General features: G+C 39.7%; 10 protein-coding genes. 3 read left to right on the top strand and 7 right to left on the bottom strand.

Annotation, left to right across the window (positions count from 1 at the left end; translation table 11 throughout):
- The first annotated feature begins 505 nt into the window (after positions 1–505).
- From WH267_RS03375 to WH267_RS03385, 3 genes are all read left to right on the top strand, one after another.
- A complete protein-coding gene (locus WH267_RS03375; RefSeq protein ID WP_340005692.1) occupies positions 506–2,998 on the top strand; it encodes a PIG-L family deacetylase in 2,493 nt (830 codons plus the stop codon).
- Positions 2,999–3,098: 100 nt separating this feature from the next.
- Positions 3,099–4,790: a sodium:solute symporter gene (locus WH267_RS03380; RefSeq protein ID WP_340005694.1), complete on the top strand. Its 1,692-nt coding sequence runs from the start codon at positions 3,099–3,101 to the stop codon at positions 4,788–4,790.
- 35 nt (positions 4,791–4,825) lie between these two features.
- On the top strand, positions 4,826–5,344 hold the full coding sequence (locus WH267_RS03385) for a DUF2911 domain-containing protein (protein WP_115970764.1): 519 nt from the start codon (positions 4,826–4,828) through the stop codon (positions 5,342–5,344).
- A gap of 99 nt (positions 5,345–5,443) precedes the next feature.
- Here WH267_RS03385 and pgl read toward each other — a convergent pair whose 3' ends face one another.
- From pgl to WH267_RS03420, 7 genes are all read right to left on the bottom strand, one after another.
- A complete protein-coding gene (gene pgl / locus WH267_RS03390) occupies positions 5,444–6,154 on the bottom strand; it encodes a 6-phosphogluconolactonase (protein ID WP_340005697.1) in 711 nt (236 codons plus the stop codon).
- A gap of 20 nt (positions 6,155–6,174) precedes the next feature.
- Positions 6,175–7,656: a glucose-6-phosphate dehydrogenase gene (gene zwf, locus WH267_RS03395; protein ID WP_340005699.1), complete on the bottom strand. Its 1,482-nt coding sequence runs from the start codon at positions 7,654–7,656 to the stop codon at positions 6,175–6,177.
- 9 nt (positions 7,657–7,665) lie between these two features.
- Positions 7,666–9,084, bottom strand: coding sequence for an NADP-dependent phosphogluconate dehydrogenase (gene gndA, locus WH267_RS03400; protein WP_340005701.1), 1,419 nt, complete (start codon positions 9,082–9,084; stop codon positions 7,666–7,668).
- A 342-nt stretch (positions 9,085–9,426) separates the two neighbouring features.
- Positions 9,427–10,122, bottom strand: coding sequence for an ABC transporter ATP-binding protein (locus WH267_RS03405; protein WP_340005703.1), 696 nt, complete (start codon positions 10,120–10,122; stop codon positions 9,427–9,429).
- Entirely contained in the window at positions 10,116–11,462 is a 1,347-nt protein-coding gene (locus tag WH267_RS03410) for a DUF3526 domain-containing protein (RefSeq protein ID WP_340005706.1), read from the bottom strand. Before WH267_RS03410 ends, WH267_RS03405 begins: the two co-directional genes overlap by 7 nt.
- Complete coding sequence (locus tag WH267_RS03415) at positions 11,462–12,907, bottom strand: ABC transporter permease (protein WP_340005708.1); 1,446 nt, start codon at positions 12,905–12,907, stop codon at positions 11,462–11,464. The genes WH267_RS03410 and WH267_RS03415 overlap by 1 nt, the downstream gene beginning before the upstream one ends.
- 3 nt (positions 12,908–12,910) lie before the next feature.
- Complete coding sequence (locus tag WH267_RS03420) at positions 12,911–15,229, bottom strand: TonB-dependent siderophore receptor (RefSeq protein ID WP_340005710.1); 2,319 nt, start codon at positions 15,227–15,229, stop codon at positions 12,911–12,913.
- Between the last annotated feature and the right edge of the window lie 481 nt (positions 15,230–15,710).

The following is a 15,710-nucleotide window of genomic DNA, read 5'->3' on the forward strand; positions in this document are numbered from 1 at the left end:
TTAGCACAGATGTTTATGTGTGATTTTATGCTCCGTAGTTTGGGGAAATTACACATGTTTTTATTTTAAACGCCTAAGTTTTCTTTAGAAGAAAATCAAAGATTTTTAAGCCTTATGTGTACTTACTATGCATCAAGTATGCTACTTAAAATAAACTAAAGTGTCTAAAACTTTTATGCCTTTTGTGGTTGAATTTTTACCACAGATGACACAGATTAGCACAGATGTTTATGTGTGATTTTATGCTCCGTAGTTTGGGGAAATTACACATGTTTTTATTTTAAACGCCTAAGTTTTCTTTAGAATAAAATCAAAGATTTTTAAGCCTTATGTGTACTTACTATGCATCAAGTATGCTACTTAAAATAAACTAAAGTATCTAAAACTTTTATGCCTTTTGTGGTTAATAAAAATTAAACAGCTTTTTTATAGAATTCACAGTTTAATTCTTTTACTATTGAAAGAAAGATGATTTACTTATATTTGCCCTGCAAAGTAAAATTAAATGTTCAAAAAAGTAAGTACTGTATTTATTCTTGGCCTTTATACGGTTTTTTGCTCGGCCCAGCAGGTTCGGCCTTCCAAATCATCTGAAATTTACCGTGAACTCAAAACACTTAAACACCTGCCTAAGGTTTTATACCTTGCAGCTCATCCCGATGATGAAAATACAGGATTACTCTCCTGGTTAATCAACGATCAAAATGTAGAAACGGGCTATTTGTCTTTAACAAGAGGAGATGGTGGTCAGAATTTATTAGGTACAGAGCAAGGTGCTGCATTGGGTTTAATCAGAACGCATGAGCTTTTAGAGGCAAGAAAGTTAGATGGTGCCCAACAGTTTTTTACCCGGGCAATTGATTTCGGATTTTCTAAAAATACTACTGATACTTTTAAACAATGGGATGCAGACAGTATTACAGCGGATGTAGTTTGGGTCATCCGTACATTCCGTCCTGATGTTATCATTTGTCGTTTTCCTCCTAATGCGGCGGCAGGTCACGGACAGCATGCGGCTTCGGCCGTGGTGGCAGAAAAAGCTTTTAAGCTGGCAGGCGATAAAAAAGCTTTCCCGGATCAACTGAAATATGTTAATACATGGCAGCCAAAACGCGTATTGTGGAATACTTTCCGCTTTGGTACGGTCAATACAACAGCTGAAAATCAACTGAAAATTACGGTTGGGCAATATGATGCACAATTGGGAATGGGCTATGGTGAACTGGCAGGATTAAGCAGAAGTTTACATAAAAGCCAGGGAGCAGGAACACAGTCTGTAGCCGGTATCAGAACTGAATATTTTTCCCATGTTATTGGCGAACCAGCAAAAACAACACTTTTTGACGGAGTAACGAAAACCTGGACTTCACAGGGAAATGCTGATATTGACGAATCCTTAAATACAATTATTTCTACTTTCAATTTCAATAACCCAGACCTTAGCTTGCCTGCTTTGCTTGCATTGCGAAAAAAGGTTATGGTACTAAAAGATGCAGACCTAAAAAAAGATAAACTTAAATCTCTTGACCAAATCATTTTAAGTTGCGCCGGATTTATGGGCGAAGTGGTTACCAATCAGGCTGAAGCTGTTGCCGGAGATCATTATAATTTCAGATTAAATTTGGTTTCAAGAGCTGCAAATCCTGTTGTTTTAGAAAATGTAAAATGGTTAGGACAGTCAGAAAGCTTCAATAAAAAACTGTCAAAAGATTCTTTAATTACTATTCAGCATGACATTCAGATTCCTGCTGATGCAGCACTCACAGAACCTTACTGGTTAGCAAAACCAGCTACAAACGCTGCAACTTTCTCTGTTCAGAATGATACTTTAGTCGGTTTGCCTGAGGCAGAATCACCACTGAATGTTTTGCTTGGTTTAAAAATAGGTTCAGAAAATTTTCAGGTTAACCTTCCTTTATCTTTCAAGAAATTAGACCCGGTGCGTGGTGATGTAGTCGAAGCTTTGCGCATTGTTCCTGCATTAGAACTGAAATTTACACAACCCCTTTATCTGGTCAAAGAAAATGAAGATTTACCTTTGAGTTTAAATGTTAAGGTTAATTCTAACAAACCGTACAGTAAGGGTATTCTAAACCTGATGTATAGCGGAGAGCGATTAGGAGGCGTTGATGTAAGTTCGCTCAATGGAAAAGATACCACGATTGATTACGTTATTCCAAAAGCTAAGCTTGCTGCAATTCATTCATCTCGTTTGCAATTGGATGCTAATTTTGTTGCAGATGGAGTCACTTATAATAAGAAACAACTATTAATTCAGTACCCGCATTTGCCTTCCTTACAATATTTTACACCTGCCACGGTAACCGTAATGAAAGGTGATATTCAGGCGAAGGTTAAAAAAGTAGGATATGTAGAGGGTGCAGGCGATTTCATTCCTGAGTTCCTACGCATTGCAGGTATTCAGGTAGAGGTCCTGAAAGACGAAGATTTTTATGGTAACATAGAAAACGGTAGCCAGAACAAACTATCACAATATGATGCCATCGTACTTGGTGTTCGTGCCAATAATACAGAGAAAAAACTGGGTCGCTGGATGCCTTTTTTATGGTCTTATGCAAAAGCTGGTGGTAATTTGGTGATGCAGTACAACACCAATCAGGATACAACCGTTGACCAATTGGGGATGTACAATTTCAGTATTGCCAATAAGCGCGTTACCGAAGAAAATGCTGCGGTTAAGCTGTTAAATCCAAATCATAAATTACTGAACTTTCCGAACAAAATTACTACAGATGATTTTAAAGGCTGGGTACAGGAACGTGGTGCTTATTTCCCTGCTCAATGGGATGCAGCGTACGAACCTCTTTTTGAAATGCACGATACGGATGAAGAACCTCTGCAGGGGTCAACTTTATATGCCAAATACGGAAAGGGTAATTTTATTTATACCCCGTTGGCATTTTTCAGACAGCTACCTGCAGGAAATGTTGGGGCGGCCCGTTTATTTTTAAACTTTTTATCTGCACAAAAAAACTGATGAACAAGCAACTTAAAAATTGGAATATCTGGTACATACTATTAGCCCTTGCATTAGTATCTCAGATCGCATTTTATTATTGGTTTACTAAATTCTGGGCATGAGTAATATAGATTGGACAGTTCTCATTTTTACACTTGTTGCAGTGGTGGTTTACGGCGTATTCATCGGTCGGGGTCAAAAAAGTAATGAATCCTATCTGAAAGCAGATAATAAAATGCCTTGGTATATTGTGCTTATTGGTATTATGGCTACACAGGCAAGTGCCATTACGTTTCTTTCAGCACCGGGCCAGGCTTATACAGACGGCATGCGTTTCGTGCAGTATTACTTTGGTTTGCCTTTGGCAATGATTGTGATCTGCATCACTTTCATCCCGATTTTTCAGCGCCTAAATGTTTACACCGCGTATGAATATTTGGAAAACCGTTTTGATAAAAAAACAAGAGTGCTTACTTCACTGCTTTTTCTTTTTTCCAGAGGCTTATCAACAGGAATCAGCATTTACGCACCAAGTATAATCTTGTCAAGTGTTTTAAACTGGAATATTTACTTAACCAATGTCTTGACAGGTGGTATTCTGTTGATTTACACTTATGTTGGTGGCGCAAAAGCGATTGCTCACACCCAAAAATTACAGTTTCTCATTATTCTGGGAACCATGGCTTTTGCAGGGTATCTGCTTATTCAGAATATGCCGAACGGAATTGGTTTTAATGATGCACTTTACCTGGCTGGAAAATCCGGAAAGCTCAATGTCATTACCACAGAATTCGATTGGAAAGATAAATACAATATCTGGAGCGGGCTGATTGGCGGTTTTTTTCTGGCATTGTCTTACTTCGGTACGGACCAGAGTCAGGTGGGGAGGTATATTACAGCAAAAGACAATACCAATGCAAAAATGGGGTTGCTGCTGAACGGATTGGTTAAAATTCCGATGCAGTTTGCGATTCTCCTGATCGGGGCTTTGCTTTTTGCTTTCTTTTCTCTAAAACCGGCTCCGATTTATTTTAATGAACGCTCTTATCAATATTTAAAGGAAACAAAACCTGAACAGGCTGTCGTTTTTGAAAAGGAGCATCAGGATTTACAAATAAAATTTAATGCAGAATCGAAAGAAATTCTAAAGTTGAAGGAAACTCATTCTCCCCAACTCAACAAAACAATTCAGGATTTTAAAAATACACAAACTGAGGTAAAAGCACTTCATGGCAGGGTAGAAGAAGCTATCAATAACTCAAACTATAATGCCGAGAAAACGGATACCAATTACATTTTCCTGTATTTCGTGAAAAATACCTTGCCTGTAGGGATGATCGGTTTACTGTTTGCCGTCATTTTTCTGGCCAGTTGGGGTTCTATTTCTGCAGCGCTGAATTCCCTTGCCGCCTGTTCATTAAAAGATGTTCATTTGATATTTAAAAAAGAAATTCCTGATGATGCCACCGAATTGAAGTATAGCCGTCTGCATACTTTAGCCTGGGGTATTTTCTCAATCGGTGTTGCTATGTTTGCCACGCAGATGGGTTCCCTTATTGAAGCGGTTAATGTATTGGGATCTCTTTTCTACGGCCCGATATTGGGGATTTTTCTTGTTGCATTTTATTATAAAAAAATCACCGGCTCCAATGTATTTATTGCTGCAATATTATCAGAAATTACGGTTATTGCCGTTTATCAGTTTGATATCGTTTCGTTCCTTTGGCTTAACGTAATTGGGGCAGCGGCAGTAATTATATTTTCAGCAATCGGTTTATTGTTTTATAAGCCGAAAGATGTAAATTCGTAAACGGACAATAACAAAAACAAACAAATAAAAATAGTATGAAAACAATGATCAAATCTGCTACCATGATTTTTGCTGCAATGACGATTTCAGTAAATGCCTTTGCACAGGAAGCTAAAAAACCTGCCAGCCCTCCTGCTACAGCTACGGGAAAAATTAAAGATGCAACTATTACAATAGCCTATAGCAGTCCTTCTGTTAAAGGACGTACCATCTGGGGCGGTTTAGAATCCTATAATAAAGTTTGGCGTGCAGGTGCCAATGAAGCCACTACTTTTGAAACGGATAAAAATATTACCGTTCAGGGTAAAACGCTTCCTGCAGGTAAATATAGCTTTTTCTTAATCCCTAAGGAAAGCGGAACCTGGACTGCGATTTTTAACAAGGAACCAAAACAATGGGGAGCCTATAAATACGAAGAATCTAAAGATGCTTTACGTGTGGATGTAAAAACAAAAGCTTTACCGGCAACACAGGAAACTTTAGTGTATAAGGTAAACAGTAATGGATTCACAATGGATTGGGATAAAATCTCAGTTCCTGTAGAGATAAAATAGATCTCAGTATAAGAAATTAAAATCCCGGATTAACCGGGATTTTTTGTTTACAATTTTGATACTGTATATTGGTGACCAGGTGAAAAACCTTTACGACATTTAAGCTTCTGCTTCTTTGTCGGTAAAAATCTGAACACCGTCTTTCTTTTCAATTAACTGAAGCGGATACAGTTTCGGATTGTATTCGCCGTTTAAAACTTCATTCAGAGCATGCTTTTTAGAAGCCCCGAATGTGACAATCAAAATATGGTCAGCTTTATTGATGATAGGCTCTGTTAAAGTAATTCTGAACATTTCCTGAGGTTTCAGATAATAAGCTGCCACCCATTTTTCTTTTTCATCCAGAACGGCTTCTCCCGGAAATAAGGACGCTGTATGACCATCATCACCCATTCCTAAAAGGATAAAATCGAAAACGCCTTCTTCTCCTAATGTGTTTCTGATCTGCATTTCATATTCTTTAGCATAATCTTCAGGTTCAGTTCCGTTTTTATACATTGGGAAAATCTGATCTTTATGGGCGGGAACTTTATTCAAAAGTGTTTCCAGGGTCATTTTAAAATTACTCTTTTCGTCATCAAGAGCAACCCATCTTTCATCCACCCAAAAAATATACACTTTGCTCCAATCTATTTTATCTGCATATTCCGGAGTCGCCAATAAGCTGAAAATGGCTTTAGGAGAAGAGCCACCGCTCACCGCTGTTACAAATTTTCCATGTTTTTGAATAGATTGTTCTGAAAGCTCAACAAACGTATCTGCTGCTTTTTTATATAAAGTATCGAGCGTATTAAATATTGTAATATCCATTTTTATTTCTTAGTTAAATTCTAAACCCACTCATGCCCTTGTCTTTCCACCAAAGCATTGCTGTCATCAGGTCCCCAGCTTCCTGCATCGTAATTCGGGAAAGAGGGATCTTTAGTTGTTTCCCAGGTTTCCTGAATCGTTTTTACAACATCCCAGGCTTCTTCTACCTGATCAGAACGCATAAACAGGGTAAGATCACCTGCAAGTGCCTCTAACAAAAGGGTCTCATAAGCTTCAGGAGTATCTGTCTGACAGGCAAAATTATCAAAAATCATTTCTACCGGTTTCAATTCTAATGAAAGACCCGGTTTTTTAGACATAAACTGCAGTCTTATATCCATTTGCGGCTGAATGTTAATAATCAGTCGGTTAGCAGATAAAGGGGATGAGCTTTCTGAAAATGTAGAATGGGGAAGGGGTTTAAACTGAATGGTAATGTAAGAATGCTTTTCTTTCATCTTTTTTCCGGTACGAACGTAGAAAGGAACGTTTTCCCATCGATGGTTATCCAGATAAAACTTAATAGCAACGAATGTTTCGGTGTTAGAATCAGGGGCAATTCCTTCTTCCTGGCGATAGCCGTTTACTTTGACTCCATTTACTTTACCTTTTCCATACTGACCCCGGACAGCATAATGATCTACTTTATCTGATGAAATTCTGCGAATTGATTTTAAAACATCCACTTTACGATCTCTGATTTCTCCAGATTCCAGTGAAACCGGCGGTTCCATAGCGACCATACAGAGAATTTGTAAAAGGTGATTCTGAATCATATCACGCAAAGCCCCTGTCTGCTCATAAAAGCTGGCTCTTGTTTCTACCCCTACTTCTTCTGCAACGGTAATCTGTACCGATTCTATATGCCTGTGATTCCATAAAGGCTCAAAAATTGAATTTCCGAATCTGAATGCCAAAATATTCTGAACCGTTTCTTTTCCCAGATAGTGGTCGATACGGTAAATCTGTTCTTCCTGAAAGGTTTGTGAAAGAAGATTATTCAGTTCTATAGCAGATTCTTTATTGTGGCCAAAAGGTTTTTCGATAATAATCCGGTCTTTTGCAGGATCAGAAGCAATAGAAGTATTCTTGATATGATTTGAAATAACGGACACAAAGTTCGGCGCAATAGAAAGATAGAAGAGTCTGTTCCCTCTTACTCCATAAACTTTATCAAAATTTTCCAGTTTCTGATATAAATTTTGATAGGAGCTTTCTTCATCCAGCTGATGCTGAAAGTAGCTTATGTGAGCCTGAAAACCGGCCCAATCTTCCTTGGTTACAGTTTTTCTTGAAAAGCTTTCCAGATTTTCTTTAATATAAGCTCTGAATTTTTCATCCGTATTTTCGGCTCTTCCCAACGCTAAAATATTAAAGCCTTTGGGCATTCTGCCATCAATATATAAATTGTAAAATGCAGGAAAAAGTTTTCTTTTTGCCAAATCTCCCGTTGCACCAAAAATAACAATGGTTGTTGGATGCAGGATTGTATTGTCGCTCATTTTCCGGGTTTAGTTATTTAGGTTTTGCCAAGAAGTGTGAAAAACTCCTTCTCTGTCAATTCTTTGGTAAGTATGTGCCCCAAAATAATCACGCTGAGCCTGAAGTAAATTGATGGGTAAGGACTCTGTGGTGTAGGCTTCGAAATATCCTAAAGCTGCCTGAATTCCTAAGCTAGGGATTCCGTTTGATACAGCAAAAGCAGCCATTTTTCTTAATGCAGGAATCTTATCTTTTACAATTTCTGAAATCTCCTGATCCAATAGAATATTAGATAAATTCTGATCTTTAGAATATGCTGAATAGAATTTTTCTAACAAAACAGAACGGATAATACATCCGCCTCTCCATATTTTGACAACATCTTTTAACGGAATTTCAAACTGATATTCTTCAGATGCTTTTACCAGTAATGCCAATCCTTGTGCATAGCTGATTAAAGTAGCCAAATACAACGCATCACCCACTTCTTTGATGAAGGCTTCTGTATTTTCCGGAGTTTTTATTGCTTCTTTAGGATATAATTGAGAAGCTTTCACTCGTTCATCTTTATAAGCGGATATAATTCTTGAAGTTACTGCAATATCAATAGTTGGGATAGAAACTCCGATTTCCATTGCCTGTTCGGATGTCCATTTTCCGGTTCCTTTTGCTCCGGCTTTATCTAGAATTTGATCAACAAGAAATCCATCTGTTAGATCATCTTTTTGCTGGAAAATATCCCTTGTGATTTCAATAAGGAAAGAATTCATTTCACCTTCATTCCACTTTTTGAAAACCTCATAAAGCTGATCATTGTTCAGATGAGCTCCTTTTTTCAGTAGATCGTAAGCCTCACTGATCAATTGCATGATGGCATACTCAATTCCATTGTGAACCATCTTTACATAGTTTCCGGCAGAGCCTTTGCCCATGTAAGCGGTACAAGCTTCACCGTTAACCTTTGCTGAAATTAATTCCAACATAGGTTTTAGCAGGTTGAAAGCTTCCAAATCGCCACCAGGCATAATACTTGGCCCTCTTCTTGCGCCTTGCTCACCTCCTGAAACACCCATTCCCATGAAATGTAGGTTTTTAGAAGCTAAATCAGCAATGCGTCTTTCAGTATCTTTGAAATAAGAATTCCCAGCATCAATTACGATATCTTTTGGGCTGAGAAGTGGTGTAATGCTTTCCAGAACAGCATCTACAGGTTTTCCTGCGGGTACCATTAAAATAATTTTTCTCGGACTGTCCAAAACTGAGACAAACTCTTCCAGAGAAGCGGTTCCCTTCACTGAAGTTCCCGGAGTTGCTCCGTTATGCAGTTCTCTTACTTTTTCCTCATCCAAATCGAATCCCGCTGTAGAAAAACCGTTATCGGCAATATTGTAAAGCAGGTTTCTTCCCATTACTCCGAGACCAATGACCCCGTAATTGTACTTTTCCATTCTTATCTTATTTAAGATTTATTTTATTTTTACAGATCAAATTTACGGAAATGCATAGCAGTAAAAAAATTATACAAAATTTTCTTTCAATCATTATAGTAGTTATCATCAACTGAAAAATCTAAATACATTCATATAATTCATTTCAGCTATTTAGTTTACATGATGATTATATGAGAAAAAAGATTTGATCTATTTGAGATTATCGTGAAATATAGATGATTGGGTTTATTTAAGGGCAATAGGAAAGCTGGGTCTTATCATTCAATGACCAAAAAGCCAGATAGGGTTATCATCTGGCTTTTTTTAATTGCTTATATTATTGAATGTGTGGAAACAAAATCAGATTGTTTTCAGATACAATTCCTGTAATTCTTCTGCCGTAAATGCTTTGGACTGGAGATTCTGCACCAGCTGTCCCTGTTTCATAATTCCGATATTTGAGGCCACACTTACTGCATTGAAAATATCATGAGTAGCCATGAGTATGGTTCTCCCTTCCTGTCCCAGCTGACGGATAATTTCCGTAAACTCTGCCGTGGCAATAGGGTCCAGGCCACTCGTAGGCTCGTCCAATAAGAGTACTTTGGCATCTTTGGCCAGGGCAATCGCTATTCCTACCTTTTGACGCATCCCCTTAGAATAGCCACCCAATGTTTTATGGTGGGCTACTTCCTGTAATCCGGTATGTCTCAGAAATGCGGACAGTTCGGCTCTGGTGTAATTAAATCCTGCTATTTTGGAAAAGAAATCCAGATTTTCCATGCCGGTAAGATTAGGGTATAAAAGCACAGTCTCCGGAATATAAGCCAGTTCTTTTTTTATTTTCTGCGGATGATCTGTCACCGATATATTATTGATAAAAGCATCTCCGGATGTAGCTTTGATGAGTCCCAGAAGAATATTGATGGTCGTACTTTTGCCTGCTCCGTTTTGGCCTAATAAAGCATAAATTTCTCCCTTCCCAACTTCTAAATTAAGGGATTGAAGCGCTGTGAAATCATTATATTTTTTGTGTAGATTAATTGTTTTTAACATAGTTTTCGGTATTTATTTTGTGAAAAAAGAAGAAGTAAAACGATGATGATCAAATACGGTAATAAAAGCTGCAGCATATTCAGTTTTTCAGGTTTTGTGAAATGGTCTACTGTTTGTGTGGCCCAGTTAACGGATTCTGCATTCTGACCTGAAAAGATAAGAGGATAAAAAAACAAACGTTTTCCTTCATGAAACTTTTGCAGTGCCGCACTGTATTGCAGGTGATTATCCATTCCGGTCTGAGCCAGCCGGCTCTCGGTAAGCTGAGTATGGATGTTGGGAAGAAAATAACCAAGGAAAACGGCGGCACGGTTACGCTTGTCCATTTTCTCTCTGTAAAGAAGTGCAGATTGTGAGGCTTCCGCATCTCCCATATGCTGCATGGCGTAATACCAGGTCCAGGTGAAGGTATCATTCTCTTCTACGGTAAACTTCCTGTACTGAGGATATACTTTGTAAAACTTTTCCATGGTAGGTTTCTTGGGCTCATCCCATTTGTTGTGGTAACCTTCACGCTGTTCCATAACTGCCTTAAGGGATTCCTGAACAGGATAAGACTTTTGGATCAGCAGATTACACCCCATCGGAATAATGAAGTTCATAGCAACCCACACAATAAGAAGGATGAGGGCATTCTGAGCAGATGATTTTCTGAACAGGATGGCCCAGCGGCATAATACAAACCAAAAGAGAATATACAGCCACCCCGAGAGGATAAAAAATATATAGAACTTATCCAGAGGAATCCGGATCCAAAGTGTGGCAATGATGATCAAAAGAAGGTAGATCAGGCTTACCGCAATACCCCGTATGATTATTTTGGCATTTAAAAATCTTCCCAGATGTCCGCTTTGTACAGAAAGAAGTTTCCAGGTTCCTTTTTCCTCCTCTTCGGAGATGAGGTTATAGCAGAAGGCAATAATAACCAGTGGGAAAAGAAAAATAAGGACAAAGCTAAAATCGAAATTCCCGACAGCAGCATTGGCAGGATTATAAAAATCCGAATTATAACGCTGCTCCTCCAGATTTCTTATGGTAACGCCCTGTATCGACGGATTCAGATCGCGCATACCTATATTTAATGCTGCAAGCTTTGGCGTTTCATTCACCAGGTTGAATTTGACGTAATATAAGATCAGGCCCAGATCATCCTTGTGAAATTTTACATTGCGTGCAATGCTTTCTTTCTGAAAATTGCCACTCTTTGCAATGATATCTTCATTTCTGTCGAGGAATTTTTTTCCGGTATAGATAGCCATGAGGCCTGCCGCCAGTAAAAATACCAGGGCGATAAGATAGGCCTTGTTGCGGTAAAATTGTTTATATAAATAATGATTCATTAGATAAGTTTTAGGTTTCTACTGCTTATTTCTATGATTAATACACAGGCTGCAAGCCAGAATAACAGGGCTGCGGCAGATATCCACTGATTCTTCATGCTTTCGGTAAGAGAAGTATACTCATACTCGAAATCAGGGAATTCTTTCCAGTTTTTTCCGTCGATCACAGCCGGAGGACCTCCTTTTTCCGGTTTTATATTGCTGATATACTGTATCTGCAGATCATTCAGCCGCTGTGCCATCTTGTAGCGGTATTCTTCGGCCTGTTTCTGAAACTGGATGTAAGAGAAAAAATCTGTTCCCGTTGCTGCCATAGAAAAATGTCTGATGGCCAGAGAGGGATCTATAAACCCGAACAGCTCAGAGAATTTCTGCTGCTGGTGATATTGTTCCTGTAACTTTTTCTGGTGCGAAATGTAAATCTGGGAACTGATCTTTTCGCCCTCCTTCATCACAAACCCACTGTAGTTGAAGGGCAGCTCATTGGTATTGGTTACTCCGTAGTGAAGAAGCAGAGAGTCTTTAATCTTTTTGAAATGAGGATCATCCGGATTATGGCTGTCTCCCGCTTTCAGAATATCTTTTTCCAGCTGGGTTTCAAAAGCAATACGGGATGGGGTAGAATACAGGTTCTGTGCAGCAAACTGGATCCCTTTCGGAAGAAAAATGACCAGGAGAAGCCAGCATCCGATCAGGCTTACCAAAGCCGTTGCAGAAGTCCTGCTTACTGATGATATTACCACCGCCAGGGTGCTGATGAAAAAATAATAAATCATGTAAGCGGGCAGGAGAGAAAGTATTCTCAGTACAATATCGTTAAGGAGAACTGTTTCCGAAAATGCGGCAGTAAACAAGATCACAGGTAATACAGGCAGCAGAAAGAATAATGAAAACTGCCATAATCCAAGGATCTTGCCCCAAAGAATATCCCTGTTGGACGCCCCCTGAATGCTTAGTATTTTCAGTGTGGTGTTCTCACGCTCCTGAACAATAAGTCCGAAACCCAGAAACAGGATGATCAGCGGAACAATGCTCTGAAGAATGAATGCACTGCTGAAGGCTCCAAAACGGACCAAAGCTCCGGAACTTCCTGCCTCGGAAAGGTTGGCGGTATTCTGTTTGTGGGCTTCCAGAAAAATAACATTGCCCAGATAATCATCCAGCCCGTTATCAAAAAGGCTTAAAGGATGGGCGGTCCGGAATACCAGGTATCCGTAGTGGGCCATCCTGTGCGGATGCTTGTCTGGCCGGTCTTCCCAATGTTCCCGCACCTCGCTGCGGTATTCTTTGATCTGGGAAACGTTGTCTGTATATTGCATGAATCTGACCCCGATGCTCATCATACAGAATAAGAGCACAATAACGGTGATAAGCAGGTTTTGTTTTCCTTTGAGCAAATCCTGCCGGGTTTTTCTGACGATACGTCGTAAGTTTGAAATAGGCATAGTTTAAAAATTATAGGTAGCAGTTAATAGATAATTTGTGGGAGCTCCCGGAAAAAGTCTGAGATAATTCTGTGCACCCACCCAATAAGACGTGTTGGTGATATTATTGACCGTAAGTGCCAGCTGCACTTTCGACTGTAAAAGAGTATAATAGACCGCAGCATCTACAGTAGTGTAAGCCGGAAGCTGAAATCCTCGGGTAAACCAGGGAACTTTGGAACTCTGGTACAGCATACCCAACCCAACTCCGAAGTCGCTCAGGAAGCTTGTTTTTGAAAAATTATAACGGGTCCAGATATTAACAGAGTTCTTAGACGTATTCTCCTTTCTTTGACCTATGAGAGTTGCGTCTGCATCGTCTACTATCCGGGCGTCAATATAACTGTATCCGGCATAGATGTGCCATTGAGGAAGAATATAGCCTGTCACTTCAGCCTCAAAACCTCTGCTGCGGTCGGCACCACGCTGGATAAGCTGATCCGGTTCTGCCGGATTATTGGCATTGATCAGTATATTTTTCTGATTGATCTCATATACCGCAAGACTGGCCGAAAGCATCCCGAACAAACGCCCTTTAACCCCTATTTCCTTAAGATCAGAAGTTAAAGGTTTGAATTGGGCAGCAGATTCCGAACCGGTAAACCGCCCGGTGTTGGGCATTAATGTCACCGTATTGGACTGGGGCTGGTATCCGGTAAGATACGTTCCATAAAGGTTGATCTCATCCGTCAGGCTATAGGTGATTCCCAGTCTGTATAAAAACTTATTGTTGCTGAATGAAGATTCGTCAGCTTCTTTAAAGTGGGTTGTATCTTTAAACCATTCATGACGGATCCCGGACAATACTTTGAATTTTTTCCACGTAAAAAGATGCTGAATATAGGTTGCATGAGTGGTGGTAAGTGCAGCAGGCAGCTGGGTCGTCACATTGGTCTTATACAAATCTGCTCCCTGATAATTTTGCGCTCCGGGGCTTAAATCAAAAGGAGTGACGTTCGGTTTAGGTACTGTTATTCCGTTGTACAGGATGGTTTCATAGCTTTCTGCATTGGCAGGATTATAAGAGGATGCTACAGAGCCGTCTTTCATCAGAAATCCTCTTGCAGCATTCTGAAGGCCTCCTTTTCGCTTTTCCCAGATCTGGTTATCGTACCCGATAAGAGTTTGATGTTCCACCTGCCCGGTTTTAAAGTTGAAATTAAAATAGGCATTCAGGTTGTCCGTAGCCCAGTTTTGCTTTCTCTGGACAAACTGCATCATGGCCAGGCTGGATATGGGTTTGTTTTCTATATCAGGGACGAAAGCCCCTGTAGTACGATGCTCCTGAAGGTCTTCTTTCCACAGCTGTTTCATGTAAGAGGCATTAAAGCTGATGTGTTTATTAATATGTCTGGAGAAGTTTCCCATAATGATCAGCTCCCTCGTTTTAAAAAAGTCGTCAGGAGCTCCAAGATTTAAACTTTTCGGGGTGCTGTTGAGGTCGGTTTTCCCTGCTACGGCTCCAAAAATAGGCTGGCCGCGGTCCAGGTTTCCATTGAGATGATTAATGATCATCTCCACATTCAAAGAAGTTTTTTCATCCGGGATATAGGTAATGGAAGGCGAGATCAGAAAACCACTGTTGTTAATATGATCCCTAAAGGATTTTGCATTCTGATACGCCCCATTAAAACGGTACAGTAAAGTTTTGCTCTTATTCAGAGGTCCTGTAAGGTCTGTTGTAATCCGGTAGGTATCAAAACTTCCGCCTGAGAGACTGATTTCGTGCCGTGGATCCGGTAAAGGCTTTTTAGTCACCATATTGATGGTCCCACCGGGATCTACGCTGGACATGGTGATGCTGGCAGGACCTTTAAAAACCTCTACGCGTTCTATATTGGAGGTCATAGGCTGCAGAAAATAATACTGCCTGGTTCTCATTCCATTGATGATCTGACCTTCTTCATTCTGGCTGATTCCGCGGATGTTGTACTGATTGTAATAGCTTGAAGGAGAAACACCGCTTACATTTTTTAATACTTCTCCCAGCTGAAAGGCCTGGCGTTCACGGATGAACTCTTTGGTAATGGTATTAAGCGTTAAAGGAAGATCCTTATTCCTCATGGCTGTTTTAGTGGCTGCAAAAGAATAATCAGAAATATAATCTTTTGATTTTCTGCCGATGATCTCTACCGTTTGTATTGATCCTGATGCGGAGTCTTTGCTTACCGACTGAGCATTCAGTAAAGAAGATGAAATAATAGCTCCCAAAGCAGAAAGCTGTATGGTTTTGCCGGAAATGAGGTTCATTACTTCCGGACCGTTAAAGTGGTTGATGCGCATTACAAATAGAATGATACAGACATCTGTGATATCGTATATTAATAAAAAGGATTTTGTATACAGAGAGGTATACAAATGCCCACAGAAATAGACTTACAGATCATAAGACCTGCAATAGGTAACGGGCTGCAGCGAAAAAAATAATCAGGCTGCAGTATAGAAATCTGACGGGGGTGCGCGGGAGCTGAAAAAATCGAGTAAACACCGGTAGGTAATGGCCTTCGGTTGAGGCATTTCACTGTCGTTGGCAGTGTTTACAGCAAAATCTACCGTTAAAGATTCCGGCAGAACCACATTGTTCATATGCATATGGAGGGCACACTGGCAATGGTCATCCTTGGAGAAGGTAGGTCCTTTTTCTTCTTTAGAATCTTTTTTAGGGAAGGTTTTGGTGGTTGCGTGCTTCGCATGTTCAAGACATATACTTATTCCACTGACGTTCGATAGGAAGATCAGTAACAAAGAAAAGACAAAAAAGGTT

The organism is Chryseobacterium sp. MYb328 (assembly GCF_037572595.1).
Taxonomy (GTDB): domain Bacteria; phylum Bacteroidota; class Bacteroidia; order Flavobacteriales; family Weeksellaceae; genus Chryseobacterium; species Chryseobacterium pennae.

Excerpts from the sequence above, each read along its gene's own strand:
- WH267_RS03375 (WP_340005692.1), top strand. The coding sequence starts at position 506 with ATGTTCAAAAAAGTAAGTACTGTATTTATTCTTGGCCTTTATACGGTT.
- WH267_RS03380 (WP_340005694.1), top strand. The coding sequence starts at position 3,099 with ATGAGTAATATAGATTGGACAGTTCTCATTTTTACACTTGTTGCAGTG.
- WH267_RS03385 (WP_115970764.1), top strand. The coding sequence starts at position 4,826 with ATGAAAACAATGATCAAATCTGCTACCATGATTTTTGCTGCAATGACG.
- pgl (WP_340005697.1), bottom strand. The coding sequence starts at position 6,154 with ATGGATATTACAATATTTAATACGCTCGATACTTTATATAAAAAAGCA.
- zwf (WP_340005699.1), bottom strand. The coding sequence starts at position 7,656 with ATGAGCGACAATACAATCCTGCATCCAACAACCATTGTTATTTTTGGT.
- gndA (WP_340005701.1), bottom strand. The coding sequence starts at position 9,084 with ATGGAAAAGTACAATTACGGGGTCATTGGTCTCGGAGTAATGGGAAGA.
- WH267_RS03405 (WP_340005703.1), bottom strand. The coding sequence starts at position 10,122 with ATGTTAAAAACAATTAATCTACACAAAAAATATAATGATTTCACAGCG.
- WH267_RS03410 (WP_340005706.1), bottom strand. The coding sequence starts at position 11,462 with ATGAATCATTATTTATATAAACAATTTTACCGCAACAAGGCCTATCTT.
- WH267_RS03415 (WP_340005708.1), bottom strand. The coding sequence starts at position 12,907 with ATGCCTATTTCAAACTTACGACGTATCGTCAGAAAAACCCGGCAGGAT.
- WH267_RS03420 (WP_340005710.1), bottom strand. The coding sequence starts at position 15,229 with ATGCGCATCAACCACTTTAACGGTCCGGAAGTAATGAACCTCATTTCC.